Annotated in this window: 31 protein-coding genes and 1 riboswitch; of the genes, 21 read left to right on the plus strand and 10 right to left on the minus strand. The window is 46.2% G+C overall.

All coding sequences use genetic code 11. The annotated features are described in order from the left end of the window. Window positions 1–177 precede the first annotated feature (177 nt). The 7 genes from lgt to G519_RS48765 all read left to right on the plus strand — a co-directional run bounded on the left by lgt (window position 178) and on the right by G519_RS48765 (window position 6,467). Window positions 178–954 (plus strand): prolipoprotein diacylglyceryl transferase, encoded by a 777-nt coding sequence (gene lgt, locus G519_RS0106620; RefSeq protein WP_029194004.1) that lies wholly within the window; start codon window positions 178–180, stop codon window positions 952–954. A 75-nt stretch (window positions 955–1,029) separates the two neighbouring features. Further along, window positions 1,030–1,707, plus strand: coding sequence for a TVP38/TMEM64 family protein (locus G519_RS0106625; protein ID WP_029194005.1), 678 nt, complete (start codon window positions 1,030–1,032; stop codon window positions 1,705–1,707). 74 nt (window positions 1,708–1,781) lie between these two features. Then, window positions 1,782–2,474, plus strand: a complete 693-nt coding sequence (locus G519_RS0106630) for a response regulator transcription factor (protein WP_029194006.1) — start codon at window positions 1,782–1,784, stop codon at window positions 2,472–2,474. Beyond that, window positions 2,471–3,541: a sensor histidine kinase gene (locus G519_RS0106635; RefSeq protein ID WP_029194007.1), complete on the plus strand. Its 1,071-nt coding sequence runs from the start codon at window positions 2,471–2,473 to the stop codon at window positions 3,539–3,541. The genes G519_RS0106630 and G519_RS0106635 overlap by 4 nt, the downstream gene beginning before the upstream one ends. Window positions 3,542–3,675: 134 nt before the next feature. Then, entirely contained in the window at window positions 3,676–4,581 is a 906-nt protein-coding gene (locus G519_RS0106640; RefSeq protein WP_369073692.1) for a F510_1955 family glycosylhydrolase, read from the plus strand. A 13-nt stretch (window positions 4,582–4,594) separates the two neighbouring features. Next, complete coding sequence (locus G519_RS42045; protein ID WP_244280038.1) at window positions 4,595–5,902, plus strand: cell wall-binding repeat-containing protein; 1,308 nt, start codon at window positions 4,595–4,597, stop codon at window positions 5,900–5,902. 235 nt (window positions 5,903–6,137) lie between these two features. Then, window positions 6,138–6,467, plus strand: a complete 330-nt coding sequence (locus G519_RS48765) for a four-helix bundle copper-binding protein (RefSeq protein ID WP_084160050.1) — start codon at window positions 6,138–6,140, stop codon at window positions 6,465–6,467. A 310-nt stretch (window positions 6,468–6,777) separates the two neighbouring features. Here G519_RS48765 and G519_RS0106655 read toward each other — a convergent pair whose 3' ends face one another. Continuing rightward, window positions 6,778–7,104, minus strand: coding sequence for a YnfA family protein (locus tag G519_RS0106655; protein WP_029194010.1), 327 nt, complete (start codon window positions 7,102–7,104; stop codon window positions 6,778–6,780). Window positions 7,105–7,120: 16 nt separating this feature from the next. After that, window positions 7,121–7,516, minus strand: coding sequence for a MerR family transcriptional regulator (locus tag G519_RS0106660; protein WP_029194011.1), 396 nt, complete (start codon window positions 7,514–7,516; stop codon window positions 7,121–7,123). A 334-nt stretch (window positions 7,517–7,850) separates the two neighbouring features. Between G519_RS0106660 and G519_RS42050 the strand changes: the two genes are divergently transcribed. Continuing rightward, entirely contained in the window at window positions 7,851–8,204 is a 354-nt protein-coding gene (locus G519_RS42050) for a hypothetical protein (protein WP_244280039.1), read from the plus strand. Window positions 8,205–8,326: 122 nt separating this feature from the next. Here G519_RS42050 and merA read toward each other — a convergent pair whose 3' ends face one another. Genes merA through merR form a run of 5 tightly spaced genes read right to left on the minus strand, consistent with a single transcriptional unit; the run spans window position 8,327 to window position 11,291 of the window. Continuing rightward, entirely contained in the window at window positions 8,327–9,967 is a 1,641-nt protein-coding gene (gene merA / locus G519_RS0106670) for a mercury(II) reductase (protein ID WP_029194012.1), read from the minus strand. Window positions 9,968–9,970: 3 nt separating this feature from the next. Continuing rightward, window positions 9,971–10,300: a mercury resistance system substrate-binding protein MerP gene (merP, locus tag G519_RS0106675; RefSeq protein WP_127527763.1), complete on the minus strand. Its 330-nt coding sequence runs from the start codon at window positions 10,298–10,300 to the stop codon at window positions 9,971–9,973. A 15-nt stretch (window positions 10,301–10,315) separates the two neighbouring features. Further along, the gene (gene merT, locus G519_RS47275; RefSeq protein WP_051253171.1) at window positions 10,316–10,621 is read right to left on the minus strand and encodes a mercuric transport protein MerT; all 306 of its coding nucleotides are present in this window, start codon (window positions 10,619–10,621) and stop codon (window positions 10,316–10,318) included. 2 nt (window positions 10,622–10,623) lie between these two features. After that, window positions 10,624–10,884 carry a hypothetical protein gene (locus G519_RS42060; RefSeq protein WP_036632225.1) on the minus strand — a complete coding sequence of 87 codons (261 nt, stop codon included), beginning with the start codon at window positions 10,882–10,884 and terminating at the stop codon, window positions 10,624–10,626. After that, window positions 10,881–11,291, minus strand: coding sequence for an Hg(II)-responsive transcriptional regulator (gene merR / locus G519_RS0106690; protein WP_029194014.1), 411 nt, complete (start codon window positions 11,289–11,291; stop codon window positions 10,881–10,883). The genes G519_RS42060 and merR overlap by 4 nt, the downstream gene beginning before the upstream one ends. 109 nt (window positions 11,292–11,400) lie before the next feature. On the opposite strand from merR, the gene G519_RS48770 reads away from it, so the two are divergent. Then, window positions 11,401–11,631: a hypothetical protein gene (locus G519_RS48770; protein ID WP_244280040.1), complete on the plus strand. Its 231-nt coding sequence runs from the start codon at window positions 11,401–11,403 to the stop codon at window positions 11,629–11,631. 113 nt (window positions 11,632–11,744) lie between these two features. On the opposite strand, the gene G519_RS42070 is transcribed toward G519_RS48770, so the two are convergent. From G519_RS42070 to G519_RS0106710, 3 genes are all read right to left on the minus strand, one after another. After that, window positions 11,745–12,287, minus strand: a complete 543-nt coding sequence (locus G519_RS42070; protein ID WP_307720074.1) for a class I SAM-dependent methyltransferase — start codon at window positions 12,285–12,287, stop codon at window positions 11,745–11,747. Between the two features lie 101 nt (window positions 12,288–12,388). Beyond that, window positions 12,389–14,506, minus strand: a complete 2,118-nt coding sequence (locus G519_RS0106705) for a heavy metal translocating P-type ATPase (RefSeq protein ID WP_029194015.1) — start codon at window positions 14,504–14,506, stop codon at window positions 12,389–12,391. Next, window positions 14,496–14,867 carry an ArsR/SmtB family transcription factor gene (locus G519_RS0106710; RefSeq protein ID WP_029194016.1) on the minus strand — a complete coding sequence of 124 codons (372 nt, stop codon included), beginning with the start codon at window positions 14,865–14,867 and terminating at the stop codon, window positions 14,496–14,498. The genes G519_RS0106705 and G519_RS0106710 overlap by 11 nt, the downstream gene beginning before the upstream one ends. Before the next feature lie 336 nt (window positions 14,868–15,203). Here G519_RS0106710 and G519_RS0106715 point away from each other — a divergent pair, with 336 nt between their 5' ends. The 12 genes from G519_RS0106715 (at window position 15,204) to G519_RS0106770 (ending at window position 23,455) form a co-directional block, all read left to right on the plus strand. Continuing rightward, window positions 15,204–15,503, plus strand: coding sequence for a metal-sensing transcriptional repressor (locus tag G519_RS0106715; protein WP_029194017.1), 300 nt, complete (start codon window positions 15,204–15,206; stop codon window positions 15,501–15,503). A 12-nt stretch (window positions 15,504–15,515) separates the two neighbouring features. After that, entirely contained in the window at window positions 15,516–16,889 is a 1,374-nt protein-coding gene (locus G519_RS42075) for an MATE family efflux transporter (RefSeq protein WP_036632227.1), read from the plus strand. A 205-nt stretch (window positions 16,890–17,094) separates the two neighbouring features. Continuing rightward, complete coding sequence (locus G519_RS42080; RefSeq protein WP_051253173.1) at window positions 17,095–17,526, plus strand: arsenate reductase ArsC; 432 nt, start codon at window positions 17,095–17,097, stop codon at window positions 17,524–17,526. 14 nt (window positions 17,527–17,540) lie between these two features. Beyond that, complete coding sequence (locus G519_RS0106730) at window positions 17,541–17,864, plus strand: ArsR/SmtB family transcription factor (protein WP_029194018.1); 324 nt, start codon at window positions 17,541–17,543, stop codon at window positions 17,862–17,864. Between the two features lie 15 nt (window positions 17,865–17,879). Beyond that, entirely contained in the window at window positions 17,880–19,292 is a 1,413-nt protein-coding gene (locus tag G519_RS0106735; RefSeq protein WP_029194019.1) for an arsenic transporter, read from the plus strand. A 30-nt stretch (window positions 19,293–19,322) separates the two neighbouring features. Further along, complete coding sequence (arsC, locus tag G519_RS0106740) at window positions 19,323–19,748, plus strand: arsenate reductase (thioredoxin) (protein ID WP_029194020.1); 426 nt, start codon at window positions 19,323–19,325, stop codon at window positions 19,746–19,748. A gap of 10 nt (window positions 19,749–19,758) precedes the next feature. Continuing rightward, window positions 19,759–20,229 carry an ArsI/CadI family heavy metal resistance metalloenzyme gene (locus tag G519_RS0106745; protein ID WP_029194021.1) on the plus strand — a complete coding sequence of 157 codons (471 nt, stop codon included), beginning with the start codon at window positions 19,759–19,761 and terminating at the stop codon, window positions 20,227–20,229. 3 nt (window positions 20,230–20,232) lie between these two features. After that, window positions 20,233–20,676 (plus strand): protein-tyrosine phosphatase family protein, encoded by a 444-nt coding sequence (locus G519_RS0106750; protein WP_029194022.1) that lies wholly within the window; start codon window positions 20,233–20,235, stop codon window positions 20,674–20,676. A gap of 103 nt (window positions 20,677–20,779) precedes the next feature. Next, the gene (locus G519_RS0106755) at window positions 20,780–21,229 is read left to right on the plus strand and encodes a MarR family winged helix-turn-helix transcriptional regulator (protein WP_029194023.1); all 450 of its coding nucleotides are present in this window, start codon (window positions 20,780–20,782) and stop codon (window positions 21,227–21,229) included. 51 nt (window positions 21,230–21,280) lie between these two features. Next, the gene (locus G519_RS0106760) at window positions 21,281–22,336 is read left to right on the plus strand and encodes a flavin-containing monooxygenase (protein ID WP_029194024.1); all 1,056 of its coding nucleotides are present in this window, start codon (window positions 21,281–21,283) and stop codon (window positions 22,334–22,336) included. A 103-nt stretch (window positions 22,337–22,439) separates the two neighbouring features. After that, window positions 22,440–22,625 (plus strand): hypothetical protein, encoded by a 186-nt coding sequence (locus G519_RS0106765; protein WP_029194025.1) that lies wholly within the window; start codon window positions 22,440–22,442, stop codon window positions 22,623–22,625. 29 nt (window positions 22,626–22,654) lie between these two features. Next, on the plus strand, window positions 22,655–23,455 hold the full coding sequence (locus G519_RS0106770) for an arsenite methyltransferase (RefSeq protein ID WP_029194026.1): 801 nt from the start codon (window positions 22,655–22,657) through the stop codon (window positions 23,453–23,455). A 156-nt stretch (window positions 23,456–23,611) separates the two neighbouring features. After that, a riboswitch (cyclic di-GMP riboswitch) is annotated at window positions 23,612–23,697 on the plus strand. The last annotated feature ends 31 nt before the right edge of the window (window positions 23,698–23,728 follow it).

The following is a 23,728-nucleotide window of genomic DNA, read 5'->3' on the forward strand; positions in this document are numbered from 1 at the left end:
AGCGGAAGCCTGCAGGGTGATGAAATAAACAATTCTTTATGGATGACAACCGGGTTCCTTTCAACAAAGGAGAGCCGGTTTTTATATGCGGCCAACTCCAATTTTTTATTTACACAGGTTCTTCATAAACGCGGGTTATACTTAAAACAAAAGCATTTCACGGGGGTGCCTTATATTATGAAAGTCATTTTATTTATGATTGGAGATTATCCTGTAAGGGCATACGGCACCATCATTGCAATCGCCATCCTTCTTTCACTTGGAGTCGCCCTGTATCTTGCCAGAGGATCGGAATATCGCAAGTATCTTTGGGATGTCGTTTTTTATGTGATTTTGGGGGCTATTGTAGGAGCACGCTTATGGGAAGTTGTTTTTTTCGAGGGAACGTATTATTCGCGGCATCTTCTCGAATCATTTGCGATTTGGAAGGGCGGCTTATCGATTCAAGGAGGACTCATAGGAGGATTTGCAGCCGGTCTTATTTATTGCTGGCGTAAAAAGATTAATTTCTGGGAATTTACAGATATCGTGGCACCGGCTATTATTTTTGGTCAGGGCGTTGGGAGAATCGCTTGTCTTTTAAATGGTGACGCCTTTGGCTCCCCGACAGGTTCGAATTTTGGGCTTGTCTATCCGCCAGGAACGATTGCGTATGAAACTTACGGTTCTCAGGCATTATGGCCTGCGGAAGTGTGGGAAGGTCAGTGGGACTTTGTTGTCTTTGGGATTTTGTTAATTTTGAAAAACCGGTCGTGGCCCCGCGGCTTTATATTCCTGTCCTATAACATCCTGTACTCGTTGGGACGTTTTTTTCTGGAAATGCTTAGGGGGGATACGCCTAGATATTTATTTCATCTGACTGCTGCGCAGTGGACAAGCATCATTGTGATTCTTATTTCAATTGGGTTTATCCTGTGGAACGATCTTTCTTCCAGGAAAACTAGAAGCATATAATGACCAACTTTCTTGTCCAGCGGGAACATTTAGGGAGGAGACGGGTTCTCCTTTGCCCTTATTAGGAGAGTCGTTATGATCAAAAAAGGGGCTGTCCTATTTCTATACGGGATAGGAATTGTATTTATCATTGCATACAAAGAACTGATCCTTTCGTGGTTGACAAACGAAGGTACAGAACGCCTCCCCTGGTTGATCGGGATAGCAATCCTTTTGGGCGCGGCCCCAGTCGTCCCTTTTGGAATTGTTGCCGGGATCATGGGCGCTCAATATGGGCCAGTCTGGGGCACGTTAATCAATGTGGCCAGCTCAACGGTAGCCGGTGCAATACAGTTCCTGGCCGTTCGGGTCTTGTTTCAAGAATGGGGCAGGCATTTCGTCATGAAGTTTGAACGAATGGACCGGTTTATGCTGTTTTTGGAGCGAAATGCGTTCCTGGCTGTTTTAACGGCGCGGCTGCTTCCGTTCGTCCCGGCACCGGCCGTCAATGCGGCCGCGGCGATAAGCCAGATGAGCTTCGGCAGCTTCTTCCTTGCTACCGTGATCGGAAAAATCCCGGTGATGGTTATGTTTTCTGTTATGGGGGGACAGTTGTTTTCTAGCTTGTCTCATGTTGCATGGACGCTGTTTATATATGTCCTCTTCCTGATAGCCATCTATGCTTGCTATCGCTGGTATCACATGACGAGATTTTCGCAACAACAGGATTCGGATGCGGAATACATAACCAAACAGGAAGGGGAAAATGGATAAAGGGGCATCTTTTTTTCTTTGGTATCAACATATTTGCTTGGTACGGCTGGAATATATGTTTTTGGAGGTTGATTATGAAAACCGTATTAGTCGTTGATGATGAATCGAAAATTCGGGATGTGGTTGTATCCTACTTGAAAAAAGACGGTTTTCAGACCGTTGAAGCCGAAACGGGCAGCGAGGCCATTCGACGCGTGCAAAACGAATCGATTGATTTCGTTATCCTGGACCTTATGCTTCCGGATATGGAGGGCGAGCAGGTTTGCCAAGCGATTCGTCAAATCCATTCTGTTCCGATTTTGATGCTTACCGCCAAGGTTTCCGAGAACAATCGGATTAAGGGGTTATCCATGGGGGCCGACGACTACTTGATCAAGCCCTTTGACCCACGCGAAGTCGTAGCTCGGGTTCGGGCGATCCTGCGGCGTACGGACGAGTATCATTTGCTTGCGGATCGCCTGGCCTTTAATCAAGGGGAACTTATTATTGATTCGTTAAAACAGCAAGTATTCCGTGACGGCCAACCGGTGAACCTGACCCCGAATGAATATAAGCTGCTGCTTGTCCTGGCCAAGCATCCGCAGCGTCACTTTTCACGAGACGAGCTTGTGGAACGCGTGCTTGGCTATGATTTTTACGGTGATAGCCGAACGATCGATCAGCATGTAAAAAATATCCGGCAAAAAATAGAGGGCGACCCCAAATCCCCCAAATATATTGTGACGGTGTTTGGAACCGGCTATCGGTTTGCAGGAGGAACAACATGAATAAGCGACTGCATACTCGTTTGGCTCTGATTATTATCGGGATTGCTGCTGGCATTGTCCTGATTTCAACCATTGGCGTCATTTTGACGACCCATTATCATTTCTCCTTGTATCAAGCGCAAGCCGGCATGACGCACGAATTACCCGAACTGAATTATCATTTGGAACAAGCGATGATGCAAACGATCATCTGGACGTGTTTCGTTGCGATTGTACTTGCCGTATTTCTCGGTTTTTATGTGGCCAAACGAATTTCGGCTCCTCTCATTCATATGACGCGAGTCGCGGAACGCATGACGGACGGGGAATGGAGTGCGAGAGTGGACATTCAAGGGAAAGATGAGCTTGCAGACTTGGGCGCATCGCTAAATACACTGGCGGAACAGTTGCAGCAGCATGAGCAACTGCGCGTCACGATGACCGAAGACATCGCGCATGAATTGCGAACCCCTTTGGCTACGCTCAAAAGCCATATGCGCGCCTTGGAAGACGGGATTTGGGAGCCTACGCCGGAGCGTATCCATTCCTGCTACGAAGAAATCGAACGATTAACGCAGCTTGTGGCCGAATTGGAAGACCTGACGCATGTGGAGTCCCCTGGTTTTCAGTTGGTGAGAAAAGAAGAATCATTGGCGGCCATCATCGAGAGAGGCGTAGAACTGGTTGCTGCTGCCTATCGTGAAAAAAACGTTCATCTACAGTGTTCCGTAAGTCCTCATATTCAGGTTTTTGTCGATCATGATCGCATGATTCAGGTACTTGTGAATCTGCTTAGCAACGCTCTGAAATTTACTCCAGAACACGGTGAAGTGCGAATTGAGGGGAATGAAGACAACGGGCATGTTTGGATCCGAGTTCAAGACACGGGAACGGGAATCCCACAGGAGGACTTGCCCTATGTGTTCGAGCGATTTTACCGGGGTGATAAGTCCCGCAATCGGAAGACCGGAGGCAGCGGCCTGGGGTTAACCATCGTCAAGGAGTTGGTTGCAGCCCACGGCGGGGAAATTTCGGCCGAGAACCGGGAAGGTGCCGCCTTTACAATTCGGCTTCCCAAAAGACAGTAGAGCGTTCTACATCGAATCTTCAAAAGTATCGATTACACTGTTTATGATTTGAATTTTTATCGAATGGTTTGGAAATACATGGGGGACACTGAATTCAGGTCTCTTTTAGAGATGGGGTAATTTTTTTGAAAAAGATGACGATGCTTGCACTAGCGGCAGTACTATTGATCGGGACCACGGCATGCTCGAAAAACACAGAGCAAGGGCCGAATTCCAATGCGAGCACCACTTTTATGCACTTACACGGCCTTGGTTACTCAGCAGACGGAAAACGGCTTTACATTCCCGTTCACAACGGACTACAGATATATACAGACGGATCATGGAATGAAGGTCCTGGAGAGAAGCACGATTATATGGGGTTCACCACGGTCGATGACGGATTTTACAGCAGTGGCCATCCAGCACCGGGTTCGAAGTTTAAAAATCCCTTAGGCCTTGTAAAAAGCACGAATGATGGGAAAACCGTCTCGGTTCTTGCTCTTGAGGGGGAAGTCGATCTACACGGTATGACAGCCGGGTATCGTTCGCATACGCTATACGTGGCGAACCCGGAGCCTAACTCCAAAATGAAACAGTCAGGTCTGTTTTATAGCAAGGATGAAGGGAAAGCCTGGACAAACAGTCCTGCAACCGGTCTCCAAGGGCAGATGACGGCAATCGCAGCTCACCCTTCTGATGCATCGATCGTTGCTGTCGGTACGACAACAGGCGCCTATCTATCGAGGGATTACGGTCAGAGGTTTACCCCAATGGTTCCGGAAAAACCGGTTTCGGCCCTGACCTTCACGGATTCCGGTAACGTAATGATAGCTACCTCCGGTCCTAATGCTTCACTGCTTGACATCAATATAGAGAGCAAACAATCGTTGGCGATCCAGACGCCAAGCAAGGATACGATCGCCTATGTTGTCCAGAATCCGGCGAATCCGAAAGAGCTGGCCATTGCAACGGAACCCAAAGATGTCTATCTTTCTACCGATCACGGCGCTACATGGATACAAATTGCAGAGAAAGGTAAAACGATCAATCGAAAATAGGAGGTTTTTAAGCATGAAAAAAGGCTTGAAAGTCGGTATTATTTCGGCGGTTACAGCACTGGCCCTGACCGGATGTTTTAACAAATCCAATTCTTCCACTCCACACGATATGAACAACATGGGCCAACAAACCGGTTCGGCACAAAGCCCGACTAGTGCGGTATCTATACCGTGGATTGCCTCAAAAAACACGACGCGCATCAACACAAGTGACCCGGCGGAAGCTGCGGTGCTTGTTTCGAAAACGCTGTGGATGGCAACCAGTGATGCGAACCGTCCCGGCGGTGTCATTCTGGCGAATCCGAAAGATTGGCAAACGACCCTCGTCAGTGCAGATTTGATTCATCACCCGAATAACGGTCCAGTTCTGTTTGTGAATAAAGAAAGTGTACCGGATGTAACGCTGAACGAATTGAAAAGGCTAAAACCAATGGGGACGGAAACGAATAAAGGAACTCAGGTTATATTGGTCGGGGATCTTGATCCCAAGGTAGAGGAACAGGTAAAAGCGCTTGGCTACAAGACGGACAAGATTGCAGGGGGCAACCCGGCGGCCGTAGCCAAAGCCGTAGATGCTTATTATACCGCTGTCGCGAAGGAAAATCCGCCTTCGGTCATCATTGGTTCTATGGACAGCGAAGAATATACGATGCCAGCGGTGAATTGGATTGCTCATATGCCGGAGCCGCTGCTTTATGTTAAAAAGGATGAGGTTCCGCAAGAAACCATGGATGCTTTAAAGACACGGGGTGGAAAAGCCAATATTTATTTGCTCGGGCCAGAATCGGTTATTTCGGCCAAAGTTCAAGAACATTTAGGTCAGTACGGGAAAGTGGTTCGTATTGCGGGCAATGACCCATATGCGAATGCCGTTGCCTTCGCGAAGTATAAAGATTCCGAAACCGGTTTTGGTTGGGGGATTACAACGCCGGGTCATAACTTTTCGTTCGTCAATAAAGATTCCGCAGCTTTGGCACTCGCGGTAGCTCCATTCTCACATTTAGGCAAACATGCACCGCTTCTCTGGACGGACAAAGACAAGCTGCCGGATACGGTGATGTCCTATGTCATGTCGGTTCAACCAAAATATAAAAAGGAACCAACGGAAGGGCCATACAATCATGCATGGTTAACGGGGAGTGAGGATTCGTTGACCGCCGCGGCGCAAGGGGAGATCGATTCCATGCTGGAGATCGTATCGAAGACCGGAGAAGGCCATGGCGGGGATGGCGGCAATACGAAGACGGAACCATCACCTAAACCAAGTGAGGGTACAACCGAGGGCGGTAATATGACGAATATGCCGGGCATGAAGCATTGATGATGCGGCCGAACTCAATTTCCAAATGAAAGCAGATGTCTGGTGATGCTGGGGAATTACGGTTAGCCATGGGTTATGATGCTGTTTTGTGTGTTGTTCATGGCTGCCATCATAGGTGTTACCGTTTATATAGCGGTAAGACTGGCTTTAAGAAAAACCCGTTTGTAGTGAATCGAATTAGCTCGTTTGGGTAAAAACATAACAAATACATCATTTGGAATGGAGGGTAAAACCCATGTCACATGAGCAATTTCAACATTGCATTGATGAGTGCATAAAGTGTATGCTTGCATGCAATCACTGTTACGACGCTTGCTTGAATGAAGATCACCTTGCGATGATGAAAGAATGTATCCGGCTAGACCGGGAGTGCGCCGACCTTTGTGCTTTTGCTGCGCAAGCGATGTCCCATAACAGTTCCTATGCAAAGGGGCTTTGCCGGATTTGCGCCGACGTTTGCGAAGCATGCGGGACTGAGTGTAAAAAGCATGAGCATGAACACTGTCAACGTTGTGCCGATGCTTGTTTCTCCTGTGCAAAAGCTTGCAGGGCTATGGCGGGCTAAACCGAGGCGAAAAAAGCCTATCCCTCTAATATCTGGGGGTAGGCTTTTCGGTGTTTCTATCTTTTCAATTGCTTAAAATTAGCAAACTTGATTGAAACTAAACGTATCAAAATGATGATACTCATTCTTATTGGGGTAGTACCTGCGAAGCTGACACCACCCGCAAAATAGATGTAATTAATTATAAGTATCAATCCATAATTAAGTCTCATTCCATTCAAAGTCATATATGTTCAATGAAAATAAAGTTTAAAACTGTGAAGTTAAACTACCATAAGACTAGGTTGGTTCGGAGTAAATCATGAACTTATTAACTTCTCGGTGCCCATAGCATGACGGACACGCCTACAATACAAATAGCGGCACCTAGCCAATCGTACATATCGGGTGCTTTCTTATCGACGAGCCACCCCCATAAAACGGCGAGAATAACAAATACGCCGCCATAAGCCGCGTAGACTCGCCCAAACGATGGGAAACTTTGCAACGTTGGGATGACGCCGTACAAAATGAGGATGATGCCCCCGACGATGCCATACCAAAGGGGCCTCGATTCCCGCAGCCACAGCCAAACCATATAACCCCCGCCAATTTCAGCGAGTCCAGCAAGCACAAAAATGAATATAGCAAACAACACGAAGACTTGCTCCTTTCTAACACATACCAGTATTTTGTATCTTCTCTAAACATTCCGACCAGGTAATGCATTTGCATCTTAAGCCGGTATCTAAAATCTGTATCATTGAATTGATTTGTCTCTTTCTCTCCTCTAGCTCAGAGCGTTTCTGCTTCGCCATCTGTTCCCATCGCTCGGAAATCGAATCATCCGTTTCAAAGACTTCTAATAAAATTGCGATTTCCTGAATGCTAAATCCGGTCTGCTGCGCGACTTTAATAAAATTGATGCGGTCTAGCAGCCTTTCATCATAGCGGCGCTGCCCGTTTTTCCGTTCCGGAGAAGGTAGCAAACCTACAGATTCATAATACCGCAGCGTCGATGCGTTCACATCGGCTCTTGCCGCCAACTGACCAATACTAAGCTCTGCCATAAACTTAACTTCACCCCTTGACTTAAAGCTAACTTTAAGTTTTATGATTGAATTATAGCTTGTATGGGAAGGTGAAGTAAATGAAAAATGATTGGCTTGCCGGTCTCGGACTAATAGGAGCGTGCGCCTAGTGCTGCGCGTTACCGTTGCTCGGCGGCGCAGCCGCCCTAGGCATCCCAACTTTATTTCTGAATCCTGTGGTTGTTGCTATGTTGGTTCTTGTGTTTGTGATAGCGGGAGTCGTTATTTATCAGCGGCGCAAGGCAAAAGGATCAGCTTGTTTTAATTCAGGATGCAGTTGTAATTCTTGTATGAAGTGAAAGGGGCTAAACGCATGGGTAAAGAAATACCGGTTGCCTGTTGCACTACGGTTTTTACAAAGGAGCAGCGAGTTGAATACAAAAGCATTTGGGGAGAGCTAGAAATGAGAGGGATCGGCATTATTGAGATTGAAAAAGGGTATCAATATCAATACTCCGGTGATTCGGATACGCTGCACCTTGTGAATGAATGGGTTAGCATGGAGAGAAAATGCTGTCCGTTTTTAACCTTTACGGTGATCGCAAGTAACGAAGACGATCCGGTCTTGCTTCAATTGACTGGAACCGAAGAAGCAAAAGCATTCTTACGTTCTGATATTAACTATAGTATCAATACGATTACAACGATAAACGAAGAGGTAATATAATTGCAGTAGGTTGAATGCAAAAACCAGTCAACACGAAAATTAGTGTTTGACTGGTTTTAATTATCGATAAACGATCAGTTGAGAACAGTTGTCTTTACGATCAAGGTTGATTGGCCAATATCTTATCCAGCACAACAGGATAATTTAGATACATCTTTATTGATCGTAAGAGCTGCTAGTTTTAATCCTTCAGCCATCGTTAAATACGGTGCTAGGCTATCGCGTAGATCCTCGACCGTTAAACCGAACTTGACTGCAAGTGTCGCAGCGTAAATCACATCTCCGGCATTTTCAGCGACAATATGAACACCAAGCACCGTTAACGACTTGGAATCAGCCACTAATTTAAAAACGCCGGTTGTTTCGCGATTAACAAGTGCTCTAGGCACCGAATCCAAAGGAAGAATGGACGTTTTAACCTCATACCCTTTTGCCTTAGCTTGCTCTTCCGTGAGTCCTACGGTAGCAACGGAAGGAGAAGTGAACGTAACACCTGGAACAGCTTCAAGATTTACCTTTTTCTCTAAGCCGCCTATTGCATTATCAGCCGCGATGCGACCTTCATAAGCAGCCACATATACAAACTGTGGCCCCATCGTCACATCGCCTGCAGCATAAATTCTTGGGTTCGAGGTGTTTAAAAAATCATCGACGACGATTTCGCCTTTGAAACCTATATTTACATTAGCAGCGTTAAGGTTTAGTGCTTCAATATTTGGTTTTCTGCCGGTTGCAATAAGCAGTTGCTCGACTTCAATGACTTTCTTTTCGCCATCTACGGAAATATGCACTTGTTTCAGATCGCTGTTTGCTTCAATGCGATCATACGTTACACCGGTAATCAAGTGAATCCCTTGCTCGGTTATAGCCTTTGTCACCGCTTCGGAAATTTCAAGGTCATACTCTTTCAAAATGCGAGGACTTCTTTGCATCAGCGTAACGTCTGACCCTAGATTGTGAAAGAGTTGACCCAATTCCAATGCAATATAGCCTGAGCCGATGACGGCAAGCGTTTTAGGCAATTGTTTGAGCTCAAGTAGTGATGTGCTTGTTAAATAAGCTACGTCCATTAATCCTTGAATATCCGGAATGGACGGCGAAGCTCCTGTGGCAATTAAAAATCGTTTCGCTGTAACCTTTCGCCCACTTACCTCGATGGTTTTTTCATCTGCGAATGTTGCCTCTCCCCGAATGAGTTCAAATCCGTACTCACCAATCAAATGTTCATACTTCTGTTCTCGCGTACTGGCTACCAGTTCATTTTTATGTTCGACCAACTTTTCCAAATCTACTTTTCCTGTTGATGTGGCTAGTCCCAGGAATGGGTTGCTTTTGGCTAAATGATTGATTTCACCGGCACGAAGCAGCGTTTTTGATGGAACACAGCCAACATTTACGCAGGTTCCGCCTACAGTTCCCCGCTCAATGATCGCGACTTTTGCGCCATATTCCACCGCTTGAATCGCTGCGGAAAAAGCTGCCCCACCGGAACCGATGATCAGAAAATCATAGTCGTCCTCATCGCCGTGAAACGGAGCATCATGAGTTTCTATTACTTCCGCATCTCCGGATTGATATTTTGCCTCGTTAATGGCTTTTTGGGCGGTTTCGATCGCAACGTCATCGGGCAATTCAAACGTGACTTCATTACGGTGAAAACTCGTCTCGATATTGGCGGCTCCAATGTTTTTAAGTGCGGTTGATACGTGTTCTTCGCAGCCGCTGCATGTCATGCCTTGAACGTTGATCCGGTATTTTTTCATTTCTTATCCTCCAATTACATCAAACCCATATTTTGTAACCGATGATTGGATTAGCTTTACATCGGTTTTCAGATCATCAAAGGAAACCGTCACTTTTGCAATGTTTCCCTTAGTTTCAATTTCTACTTTGCTGACTCCGTTTACCTTTGAAATTGAATCTTGAATCACAGAAGGCGGGCAGCATTCTAATCCCGTGACCGTGAACGTCGCCGATTGATTTGCAACAGTTGTACTTGCGGTTTGCACAGTTGCCGATGATTTTTCATTGCTGCCGCATGCCGTACCCAAGAGTAAAAGAGATATTGACACCAATATTCCCATTGTTGCTCTCACACAAAACACCCTTTCTTATAATAGTCCTCTTTCAGCCAACCCTAAAAAAAGAAACGCTCCTAAAACTAAAATGGTCGTCGTCCATAAAGTGATAACCGTACTTTTGCTTTTGCGTTTTCGTCCATAAACCAAATAAAATGATACACCAAGAAATAATAACGTCATGATCATAAAAAACAGCTGGTACTTGATTGAAATAATCGCGAGTGTACCTGCCAAACCGGATAATCCGAGAGGAATGAGAATGATGGGTCCGAGGCAGCAGCCAGACATAAGAAAGGCGGATAATACCGCCCCCCAGCTCGTTAGTTTTTCTCTCAAAATCATTCACCTCGTTTTTGCCCTGGTACTGAGCAGCAATCATGTGCCACATCGGTTTTTTCTTGTATATTCGTCCTTTTGAACACCATACAAAGGGAAATCACAAATAGAATAGCCAAAATAGCACTAGCGGTACCTTGATGGGCTGCAAAATACGCACCCAGCGTTGTGCCAGCAAGCAGAGGAAGAATCAAAACGAGATGGCAAGGGCAGGATAGCAGAGCTAAAAAACCCCATCCCATTTTCTTTGTATTTTCTTTCACAGGATTTCCTCCTTGTCAATTAACGCTTCGATGATTGGGCATTCATGAATTGCCTTTTCATCCGGACAGCGGTTTTTTAAATCTTTTAGCATACATTCGATTCGCTCAAGGTCTCTTATTTTCAACCGAACATCTTCAAGTTTATGAACAACAAAATCGTGCATATCCGCACATCTCACATCGTCTTTATCAACGACACCAAGCAATTTATCAATTTCAGATAACGTAAAACCAAGCTCTTGTATACGTTTAATGAACATGATTCGTTTTACTGTATCTTCCGGATAAAGCCTGTAGCCTGCATCCGACCTTACAGGTTCAGCAATCAGACCTTTTCGTTCATAATATCTAAGCGTTTCTTTATTTACATTACATAATTTGGATATATCTCCTGAATGATACCTCATGGTTCACCTCCCTCATAAGTGTAAACCCTGTACCATGATACATAGTCAAGACATTTTTATTTATTTCCTTAAAGTTCCGAAATATTTTTAATTTGGTCGTATTACCTATGTGGCCGAGCAAGAGCGGAAGAAGAACCGGCAGCGGCAGGCGGAAGGAATCGAGGTTGCCCGAGGGGAGGGCGTTGTATTCGGCCGACCCAAGCAAGAGATCGATGGAAAATGTGGAGGCGTACCGGGAATGGAAAGCAGGCCAGATTACCGCGACGGACGCTATGCGTCGGATCGGTATGAAAAAGCCTACATTTTACCGGCAAGTGAAGGAATACGAGGAAATCAATGAGCCGTTCTAAGCTGTCGTCAGTTCCGCGGCGACCAATGATGGGGTAGTACCAGCAAACAAAGCTGACACCACCCGTAAAGTACATGGGGACATTTCCCTCTCAATACCTTGGCCTAGGAGATACCTTGTTGAGTTTGATGTTTACGAACTATGATTTTTCGATACATACCGTTAAACAGGGCGGACGCATCTTCCTCTTCCCGAATTTGTTTCTCGTACGGCACGATGAGTTGTTCGAAATGTCGTCCGATGTCCGTGCCCATCATTGCTGCGATGGGACGAAGGATTTTTTTTATTACCGGCAAATCCTGCGAGGGAGGGGCAAATTTATCAAAAATGATCATATGTCCCCCAGCTCGCGTAACCCGAATCATTTCTTGAAAACATCGATTCGGATCGGGGACAACCGATAAGATCAAATTCGCAATGACCATATCGAACGATTCCGGTGAAAAGGTCAAATTTTGTGCATCCATCTCAATGAAGTGAATGTTAGGGGAGTCATATTGATTCTTAGCTCGACCAAGCATTTCGGTTGACAAGTCAATTGCAGTTACAGAAACATCTTTGTCTTTAATGAAGTGCAAATCTGCTCCTGTCCCGACGCCTACAAAAAGAACTTTGCTTTTAGGCTCAATGTCGAGGTTCTCAAAAATCTTTTTCCGCGCCTTTAAAAAGGCCCGGAATTGAAGAGATAATCATAAAAGGGTGCCCATACCCGATAAATCACTTTATTCCAAGGGTTATTCATAGGCGATCATTTCCCTTTCACTCTTAACAAACGTAGGCTGTTCAAAGTAACAATTAGGGTAGCTCCCATATCTGCAAAAATAGCCATCCATAACGTAAGCCAGCCAGGAACAATCAAAGCCAAAGCGACAAGCTTAATCCCGAGCGAGAACGTAATGTTTTGCTTTATTATCGCAAGGGTTTTACGACTTAACCGAATCGTATACGGGAGTTTACCTAAGTCGTCAGCCATAAGTGCAATGTCCGCCGTTTCAAGCGCCGTATCCGTACCTGCGCCGCCCATAGCGATACCAACCGTTGAAGCCGCAAGCGCGGGCGCGTCGTTTACGCCGTCGCCAATCATAGCAACATTGCCATAGTCTTTACGAAGCTGCTTGATGTAGTCTAATTTATCTTGCGGCATGAGGTCGGCTTTAACGTCTGTAACATTCAACCGGCTCCCGATAGCTTCGGCGGTTGCTTGATTATCACCCGTAAGCATAATCGTTTTCTTGATGCCAATTTCGTGCAATTGCTTAATAACGTCTTTACTGGAATCGCGCACTTCATCGGCCACGGCTATTAAGGCAAGAACTTGTTGTTCCGTTCCCAAGACCATAACCGTTTTCCCTTGTTTTTGTAGAGCTTCGATACGTTGATTCGTTTCAACATTCATATCGGAGTGAAGTTCTGCAAAGAGTTTTGGACTACCGACGTAATACAATTCCCCGTTTACTTTTGCTTTAACAGCTTTCCCGGTTATGGATTGGAAATCCTCAACGGCGAGGGATAAGTCGGCTCCGAGATTTTCAGCTATACGAACAATCGCGGAAGCAAGCGGGTGTTGCGAACCTTTTTCGATAACTGCCGCGATAGCAAGCAATTCTTTTTCGTCTTTCGTTCCGAAAGCATGGACATTTGTAACTTCCGGGAATCCCTTCGTCAACGTACCCGTTTTATCGAATGCGATTGCGGCAAGGCGACCAGCTTCTTCAAGGTGTATGCCGCCTTTGATAAGGACGCCATTTTTCGCCGCGTTTCCGATAGCTGTAACAATCGAAACAGGTGTCGAAATGACCAATGCGCAAGGACAGCCGACGACGAGTAACGCTAATCCCCGATATACCCAATCGCCCCAATCAGCGGCGACGAACAGAGGGGGCACAACGGCAATACCTAATGCCAAAATCATAATCGCGGGCGTATAGTATTTCGCAAATCGGTCAACGAACGCTTGTGAAGGTGCACGTTCGGCTTGTGCTTCTTCAACAAGGTGAATAATTTTGGAAATGGTTGTATCCTCGACGTGCTTCGTTACTTTGACCTCAAGCAATCCTTCTTCGTTTAATGTGCCTGCGAAAACTTCATCATCAATTGTTTTCGTTACGGGAACCGATTCGCCGGTTATCGCGGCTTGGTTTATGGTTGATGTCCCTTTAATAACCACGCCATCCATTGCAAGTTTTTGACCTGGCTTTACAATCATGACGTCGCTAACCTGTATATCCTCAACACTTACCGTAATTTCTTCGGAACCGCGTCGAATCAGAGCTTCCTTCGGTGCAATATCCATCAGGGAACGAATGGATTGACGCGCTTTCTCCATAGAGTAACGTTCCAAAACTTCACTAATTGCAAACAAGATAACAACCGTCGCGCCTTCGCCCCATTTGCCGATCGCCGCGGCACCGATGATGGCCACCGTCATAAGGGTGTTCATATCGAACTGAAATCGGAAGAGATTTTTAAGCCCTTTTTTGAATAGATCGTAACCACCAATGAGAATAGAAGCCGCAAAAATGACTGCGGATAAGATACTTCCCTCACCTAGAAAATAACCTGCCGCAAGCAATACGGCAGAAACCAACATGTTCCAATGCTCTTGCCAAAATGGTTTTTTCTTTTCAATCGTCCGTTGTTTTTCAGGTGTAACTTTCAGGCTTTCAAACGCTCCAGCCTTTTCTAAATTCTCCACTGTGGTACTTCCATAAACGGTTATCTTAGAAGCTCCAAAATTGACTTGTGCATCTTTAACGCCAGGCAAACCTTTTACATTTTTCTCGAAAATGCCTGCGCAATTCGTACAGGTAATGCCTTGAACTCTGTAGACGTTTTTATCTTCAGTGTTTTCAATTTTATTTTCCATTGGTAATCAACTCCTGCGAATGAGTAGAAGCTAGCTGTACCAATTGACGAACATGGTCGTCTTCTAGCGAATAAAAAACTAATTTACCATCCTTGCGGTATTTGGCTAAGCCAAGCTGCTTTAAGGTGCGAAGATGATGTGAAGCGGTTGCCATCGAAGAACCGATGATGTTAGCTACATCACAAACACATAATTCATCTTCTTCGCAAAGGGCAAAAGCGATTTTCATTCTTGTTTCGTCAGCTAAAACCTTAAACATCTTTATCATGCCTTGAATATTTTGTCCTTCGAGCGCATTTTGTACCTTTCGGACTTTAGGTTCGTCATAACAGTAAATTTCACATGAATCCTTTTCTTTCATCCCGCTCATATTCTCACCTCTACAATCAAACGGTTATTTGATTATTATCATACAACAAGCTCTTCGATTATTCAAATGTATATTTGATTATCTCTCAAGCGCATCTAAAATATTCAAGTTCAAACATTTTTTTGGTATCGGAACTAAGCCAAGTCAATAGGAAATGACGTAATTTGTGAGGAGACAGGTTTTGAGGCAATACTATCGATCAGAGAATCTAGCTTGGCTAAAGTTGGGGGCTTATGGAAAATCTCAAGAATAATAAAAACGCTTCCCAATAACCCCCCCGGGGGGATATGATTATCGAAAAAGAAATAATAAGCTTGGAGGGTTATTATGAACGATCAAACACACCATCACGATCATACGCATGAACACAAGTATCGAAAACAAATCGTGAACCGATTAGCAAGAATCGAAGGTCATGTGCGAGCTGTAAAGGAAATGACAACCGAAGGACGTGATTGTTCAGAGGTTTTACTACAAATCGCCGCGGTGCAAAAAGCATTGGATAATGCGGCCAAACTTCTCCTCAAAGATCACTTAGAGAGTTGTGTTGTGGACGCAGTACACCACGGAAATCAAGAAAAAGTACTGTCCGATCTAAATAAAGCACTAGATAATTATATTCGATAGGAAGTGGCTGCTTTGGCAAACGATCTAACAATAGGTGACACCACTAACAAACAAAAATTAAAAATCATTTTAGCACTAGCTGTACCAGCAATGATTGAGAACATGCTACAAACCATTGTCGGCTTTGTTGATACCGTATTTGTAGCCAAACTCGGCCTTGTTGAAGTCGCCGCCGTTGGCGTGACGAATGCAATTCTCGCGGTCTACCTTGCTGTTTTTATGGCGATTGGGGTAGGAACATCTTCCCTAATTGCTAGAAGTGTAGGTGCAGGTGATTTGGGGAAGGCGAAAGCCATTGCTAGGCAGTCAACGTGGATTTCTATCATATTAGGGATCTCTTTCGGTATCGTTACCTTTTTCTTTGCAGAGCCGTTATTGCGGATCATGGGGGCCGAACCGAGCGTACTGGCTGATGGGGTTGTTTACTTCCGTATTGTAGCTATACCTTCCGTATTCATATCATTGATGACCATTTTCGGAAGCATACTGCGTGCTGCAGGGGATACAAAAACTCCGATGAAAGTTGGCATTTGGGTAAACCTCATTCATATCGTTTTGGATTATGTATTTATTTTCGGTGTCTTTGGGATGACTGGATGGGGGATCGCCGGTGCAGCTTGGGCCACCGTTATTGTTCGGGTAATTGGGTCAGTAGCGCTGTATCTGTTCATTCGAAAATCCAAGCTCTCTTTTTCTTTTCGAAAAGGCACATCAAATGAAATTACTTTACCACTTTTGCGCCTTTCGACGCCAGCTGCAGCAGAACGGCTGATTATGCGGTTTGGACAGGTGCTTTACTTTGGTCTTATTGTTCGGATTGGTACAGATGTGTATGCTGCACACATGATCGCCGGGAATATCGAGATATTTTCCTATATGCCAGGGTATGGATTGGCCGTGGCAGCCACTATCTTGGTAGGGCAGAATTTAGGGGCCAATCGACGAGAGGATGCATATCGTTACGGCATGTTGACCGCTGGAATCGCCGTTGTTTTCATGTCTTTTATCGGTATCCTATTGTTTGTGTTTTCTCCTTTGGCGGCTACCTGGTTTACCGGCCAAGCCAGTGTCATTGAGATGGTGACGACAGCGCTCCGGATTGACGCTTTTGCACAGCCGTTTTTGGCGATAGGTCTCGTTATTGCTGGGGCTTTACAAGGCGCAGGTGATACAAAAAGCCCTATGTACAGCACAGCGATTGGAATGTGGTTAATACGTGTTGTCGGAGTTTATGTGTTATGCATTTATTTGGGGATGGGAATCGCTGGCGTATGGCTTTCGATTGCTGTTGACTTACTTATACGTGCCGTTTACTTGCTGCTTCGTTTCAAACGAGTATTTCGGAAACCATCCTTAAATCAAACAATCACAGCTAGTGATTCTTAATTGCATCATGTCTCAAATTTAACATTTTTATCCATACATTTGCGGGTAGTGTCACTACGCTGGTACTACCCTAATCGGCAGCTCCATCACTGGCAGCTGCTTTTTTTCAACGTTGATACTGCGTTAACAATTGGCGTATATGATCATAATAGAAATAAGCAAATAATTATATGGCTATTTACAACGGATACGGGAGTGTGGGAGAATGAAACGGGAAGTCAAACGGATTTATTTCCTTTGCGGGCAAAATCGGTGCCGAAGTCAGATGGCCGAAGCTTTTGCCAAGTTTTATGGCGGGGATCATGTGGTGGTGGAGAGTGCTGGATTAAATCCATCCGATGAAGTGCATCCTTACACCATTGAAGCCATGCGGGAGGTAGGCATCGATCTTTCCCAGCATGTCTGCAAAAAAATTGACATGAAGGTTTTTCTATCGTCGAATGCGATCGTCAAGCTGTGCGAACAAGTTGTGGAGCGGTGTCCTATCGTGCCGCTCAAGATCATGAACGTCGATTGGAACATCACTGATCCGCTGGGCGAAGACGGCGGCAGCCTGGAAGACGTGAAGAGAGCGCGTGACGAGATTCGGGAGAAAGTGATCGGGTTGCTAAAAGGGATGGACATTCCCGTCGCTTAAAAGGAGTGAAGCAGTTGAGCAAACTAGAAGAAGTAGCGGATGCCTTGAAGCTATTGGGGGACCGGAACAGGCTCACCATCGTAACCTTGCTGCAGGTGAAGGAATTGTGCGTGTGCGAGATCGTGGATATTTTGAAAACAAGCCAGCCCAATATCAGTCAGCATATGCGCAAGCTGCGGGATGGGGGCTTGGTCAAAGAGTCACGCAGGGGGCAATGGGTGTATTATTCGCTCTGTCTGGAAGACAAGCCTTATATTTTGGATATTCTAAAGGAAATTCCTTCGCAAGCGGCGCTGATTGAGCCTGCCGTTTGTATAACCAATGATTGCTGTACGTAGTTCAGGAGGACGCATATGGTTTATGTAGCGATTTTCATTTTCTTGGTAACGTTGCTTTTTGTCATCTGGCAGCCGAAAGAATTAAATATCGGCTGGTCGGCAAGTGCCGGAGCGATCCTTGCTTTATTATTTGGTGTGGTCAGCTTCGCTGACGTCGGCACCGTAACCGGCATCGTGTGGAATGCCACCTTGGCGTTTGTGGCTATTATTTTAATCTCATTGGTGCTGGATGAAATCGGTTTTTTTGAGTGGGCTGCATTGCATATGGCGCGGCTGGCACGCGGAAACGGTCTACTCATGTTTGTATTTATCATCCTGCTTGGATCGGCGGTTGCCGCGCTGTTTGCCAACGACGGCGGGGCCTTGATTATCACACCGATTGTGCTCGCCATGGTCCGGGCACTTAAGTTTGATGAAAAGATGATCCTGCCGTTTATTATGGCCAGCGGTTTCATTGCGGATACGGCTTCCTTGCCGCTTGTCGTCAGCAACTTGGTTAACATCGTATCTGCGGATTATTTCAACATCGGTTTTGCGGAATACGCGAGCCGCATGATTGTTCCGAATTTCTTTTCCGTCATTGCGAGCCTCATTGTGCTGTATCTGTATTTCCGGAAGAGTATCCCGAACACTTACAATCTTACACAATTGAAAAAGCCGAAGGAAGCCATCAAGGATATGCGGCTGTTTAAGTTATCTTGGGTCATTTTAGCCGCGCTGCTTGTAGCGTATTTCATCAGCGAATTTTTCTCGATCCCTGTATCCATTATTGCCGGGGTTGCAGCGATTGCCTTTTTGTTCGCCGCGAGAAAAAGCCCTGCGATTCATACCTGGAAACTGGTGAAAGGCGCTCCCTGGGCTGTCGTAATCTTCTCTATCGGCATGTATGTGGTCGTTTATGGCTTGCGCAATGCCGGACTTACAGATGCACTGGGCAGCGTCATTCAAGCGGTGGCAGACAAAGGGTTGTTTGTGGCTACAGTAGGTATGGGCTTTATTGCGGCCATCCTGTCGTCCATTATGAACAACATGCCCACGGTCATGATAGATGCGCTCGCCATCCAAGGCACACAAACCGATGGATTCATTCGTGAGGCGCTAATCTATGCGAATGTGATCGGTTCGGACTTAGGGCCCAAAATTACACCAATCGGCTCCCTGGCCACGCTGCTTTGGCTGCATGTACTATCCACGAAAAACGTGAAAATCAGATGGGGCTATTATTTTAAAGTCGGTATCCTGTTAACCGTTCCCACGCTGTTCATTACGCTCACCGGTCTTTATGTATGGCTTTATGTTCTCCAGACGTTACAGGTGAATGTATGGTTATGCATTGCGGTGATTGTAGTCGTCCTGGCGGTTGTTGCAATGATCATGAAGTCTTTTTTGGGAAGTAAACAAGCGAAAAGAGTTCATCAAGGCGATTAACGAATTGAAATCAAAAGGAGATTGTTCACCATGGAGAAAAAACCGTTCATTTATTTTTTGTGCACCGGAAATTCTTGCAGAAGCCAAATCGCGGACGGGTTTTTAAACGCGCTAGGCGGGGACAAATTTGAAGTCAAAAGCGCGGGTCTTGAAGCACATGGACTGAATCCGCGTGCAGTGCAAGTCATGCAAGAAGCTGGCGTGGATATTAGCAAAAACACCTCCGATGTGATCGATCCGGAACTTTTAAATCGCGCCGATTATGTCATTACCCTTTGCGGCCACGCCGACGAGCATTGCCCAGTGATCTCCAACAAGAACGTAACGAAATGGCATTGGGGTTTTGATGATCCGGCAAAAGCAACCGGAACGGAAGAAGAAATCATGAACCAGTTCCGCAATGTTCGCGATTCGATTAAGAGCCGGATTGAACAATTCGTCAAAGAAGGGAAATAAGGTGACCACGATGATCAAACGAATGCATGTCGCTTTAAACTGTACGGAGCTGAACAAGTCTCTGGACTTCTATCGCGCTTTTTTTGGGGCGGAACCGAGTAAGATTAAAGATAACTACGCCAAATTTGAGTTAGAAGAACCGGCGTTGCATTTTTCGCTCAATGTACGCCCCTTCGAACAAAAGGGAGTACTGAATCACTTGGGATTTCAAGTGAATAATACGGAAGAAGTGCTGGCCATGGGGGAGAGGCTTCGTCAAAGCGGACTGCTGCTGATCGACGAGATGAATACCACATGCTGCTATGCGGTACAGGATAAAGTTTGGGTGTACGATCCGGACGGCAACGCTTGGGAGATTTTTTACACCAAAGAAGATTCCGAATTCGAATCGGCCGGAGAAGCCAGGGATCTGTCCTTGTGCTGCGCACCGCCAGCAGCCCCGGTTCCGATTGAGTTTGGATCGTTTAAAAAAGGAGTATAGTCTGTGGCGTCTGAAAAAACCTACCATGCTTTGATTCCGGATAAAATTTTCATGGGCGCGGCAACAGACGTGGAATCGATGGTGAAAAATGAAGGGATCGACGTGATCGTGGATCTGCGCGGCGAAGCGAAGGAGTGCGCCTATCCAGCGGCCAATGCGAAATGGATTCAAATTCCGTTAGCGGATAACTCTGCCGGACCGCAAGAAAAAGCCTTTGAACAAGCGATCCAGGCGGTCACCGAAGCTTTTCATCAAAATAAGAAAGTGGCTTTTCATTGTGGCGGAGGAAAAGGGCGGACCGGTACGGTAGCCGCTGGCACCTTACTTGCTTTGGGATTAAGCGATACGCTTGACGAAGCCGAGGCCAAGGCGAAGAGCATTCGCAACATCATTGATATTAAACCATCACAGAGAGAATCCCTGAACAAGATATATCCCGGTAAATAAGCACGCTAGAAACCACATCAGCCGAGTGGTTTTTCTTTTTTGCGATATAACATTTGCAATTTGCAAATAATTATTGTATAACTAAGTAATGAGGTGAACCACAATGGAAAATGTTCGCGAACTATTTCAAATCATGACACGCCGTTTCGGGTTTCTCAATAAAAATTGCTGCTCCGCCGGTGGATGCGATATATCTTTAGTGCAAAGCCATATTCTTTACGAGATCGATCGTCAGCATCAACCGTCCATTCAACAGGTAGCCGAGGCGTTAGGGACCGATATTACGACCTTTAGCCGACAAATCCAATCGTTAATTAAAATGAATTTGGTCAAAAAATCGCCCGATCCGGACGACCGTAGGGTCTATGTGCTTTCGCTCACGACAGAAGGGAAGTATGTGGCCACGACGATTGACCAGCAAATGAACGCTTATTTAGCTGAAGTTTTCTCTCACATGAACGATTTTGAAAAAGAAACCGTCATTCGCTCCATTAAGCTTTTGAATGAAGCGATGTCGAAATCCAGCCTTTGCTGTTCCACCCCCATCGGGTGATTTCTTTTCTCTTATACTTGCAAATTGCAAATAAATCGGAGGGTGTTGGGTATGAATGAGGTATTGGATACGATTGTCATTGGAGGGGGGCAGGCGGGTCTTGCTTCCTGCTATCATCTACAGAAGAAAGGACTTCGATTTCTGATTTTGGACGCGAGCGACGAGGCGGGCGGTTCGTGGCCGCGTTATTACGATAGTCTCAAACTGTTCTCTCCGGCACGCTTTTCATCGATGCCGGGCATGAAGTTCCCTGGCGAGCCGAATGGTTATCCCAAGCGTGATGAAGTCATTCGTTATTTAAAGGATTACCGGGCGAAGTTTCAATTGCCGGTTCGAACCAATCAGCGCGTAGCATCGGTCGAAAGGGATGGAGACGGGTTTACGGTACGCACGATGGCAGGAGATACGTTTCGGGCGCGCACCCTCATTAATGCGACTGGCTCCTTTCACAATCCCTATACGCCAGTTTTGCCGGGGCAGGAGGCTTTTCAAGGCCGCATCCTTCATTCCTCTGAATACCGAAATCCAGAGCCATTCATCCATCAACGCGTAGTGGTGGTGGGGCGCGGGAATTCTGCCGTACAGATCGGAGTTGAACTGGCCGAGGTGAGCAAGACGTCTTTAGCGGTACTCCGGCCGGTTCAGTTCGTGAAACAGAAGGTTTGGGGCCAGGATGTGCATTTTTGGGTGAGGCTGATTGGGTTTGACACCTTTCCATTTTGGCGATTCGGGAAAACCGCACCTAGTTCAAGTGCGGTGAACGATTCGGGCGGGTACAAAGAGAAAGTAGCGGCAGGGAAACCGGATCAACAACCGATGTTTACGTCCTTTTATGAGGATGGCGTCATTTGGCCGAACGGGACAAAAGAACCGGTAGATACGGTGATCTTTGCGACAGGATACCGGCCGCATCTCCCCTACCTTCAAGCGATTGGTGCGCTGGATGCGGAAGGAAGGCCGTTACATCAAGCAGGTATAAGCGACGTCCCGGGGCTTTATTATGTGGGGCTGGAAGGGCAGCGTTCCTTTGCTTCTGCTACTTTAAGGGGGGTGGGGCCGGACGCGCAGTTTGTTATGAAAAAGCTTTTGCATCATCTTGCACATTGAATGCTCATGTTGCCTTACAGAAATATGAAGTTTCGTAATATTGATTGCTCACCTTCAGTTCTTGAAAGGTGAACGTAACATTTGATAGAAGGATGGTACCGACATGAACCTCAATTGGTTTGCTGCGGAAATGCTCATGAAACAAGGTCAAATGAAAATCGAACGATCCGCTAGAGAAGCGTGGAAATGGTCAGACAACGCTATGAAAAAGCAATCGGGCCGATTTTTTAGCCGTCGGCAAATCATTCGTGTAACACCAACGGCCTGCTGCGCTAAGAGCTGCTGTTGATTCTATAAAAAACGAAGGAGTGAATTTTCATGAATCAAGTGAGTAATGATCAAATTCGTCAAAATGTTCGGAATCGGTATAAGGAGATCGCCTTACAGGACGTAGGGGCGGGGTCCTGCTGTACGCCAGCGTCTGCCAATGCTTGCTGTGAGTCGCCCGCGGATGTTTCCGCTAAAATGGGCTACTCGTCAGAAGAACTGACAGCCGTTCCGGATGGGGCGAATCTTGGCCTCGGCTGTGGCAATCCGCAAGCCATTGCCGCTTTGCAAACGGGAGAAGTTGTGCTGGACCTGGGAAGCGGCGGCGGGTTTGATTGCTTCCTTGCCTCCCGTCAGGTAGGTGATTCCGGCCGGGTCATTGGTGTGGATATGACACCGGAAATGATCAGCCGCGCCCGCGAAAATGCCAGCAAAAGCGGTTTTACCAATACGGAATTTCGACTGGGCGAGATCGAGCATCTGCCGGTCCAAGACCACTCGGTTGACGTGATCATTTCGAACTGTGCCATTAATCTATCCCCATCGAAGCAGCAGGTTTTTGACGAGGCGTTCCGTGTGCTGCGTGGCGGCGGCCGACTGGCCATATCGGATGTCGTGGCAACGGCCGATTTTCCGGATGAAATCAAGCAGGATATCGACCGTATCTATTCAGGGTGCATTTCGGGAGCTTCTTCCATCGGCGAGCTGGAGGCCATGCTTGCTCAAAGCGGTTTTACCCATATTGAGATCGAGCCAAAAGACGAATCCCGGACGTTCATCAAGGATTGGATTCCTGGTGCAAATGTCGAACAATACCTGGTGTCAGCCGCGATACGTGCCATCAAGGCTTGAGTCGTGACGGGGTGAGCTGTTGCAGCTCGTGTTGATCTGAACATGAGAGGGTTGCGCTATGTTCGAACATACGTTACTAAGGTGTGATACCAAGCAAACTTTTTGGCATCTATTGAAATATGGTAAAATAAATTAATTCAAATATGTCGAATAGACTAGGAAAAAAGGCAAACCTGATCGAAAGACAGGGACGCAAAGCCACGGGTCTTCTGCACTAGTGCAATGATCGCCGGGTTACCCTCTCAAACCACACCAAGATGACAAGCAGGCACG

It is taken from the genome of Paenibacillus alginolyticus DSM 5050 = NBRC 15375, from assembly GCF_000422905.1.
GTDB classification, from domain to species: domain Bacteria; phylum Bacillota; class Bacilli; order Paenibacillales; family NBRC-103111; genus Paenibacillus_E; species Paenibacillus_E alginolyticus.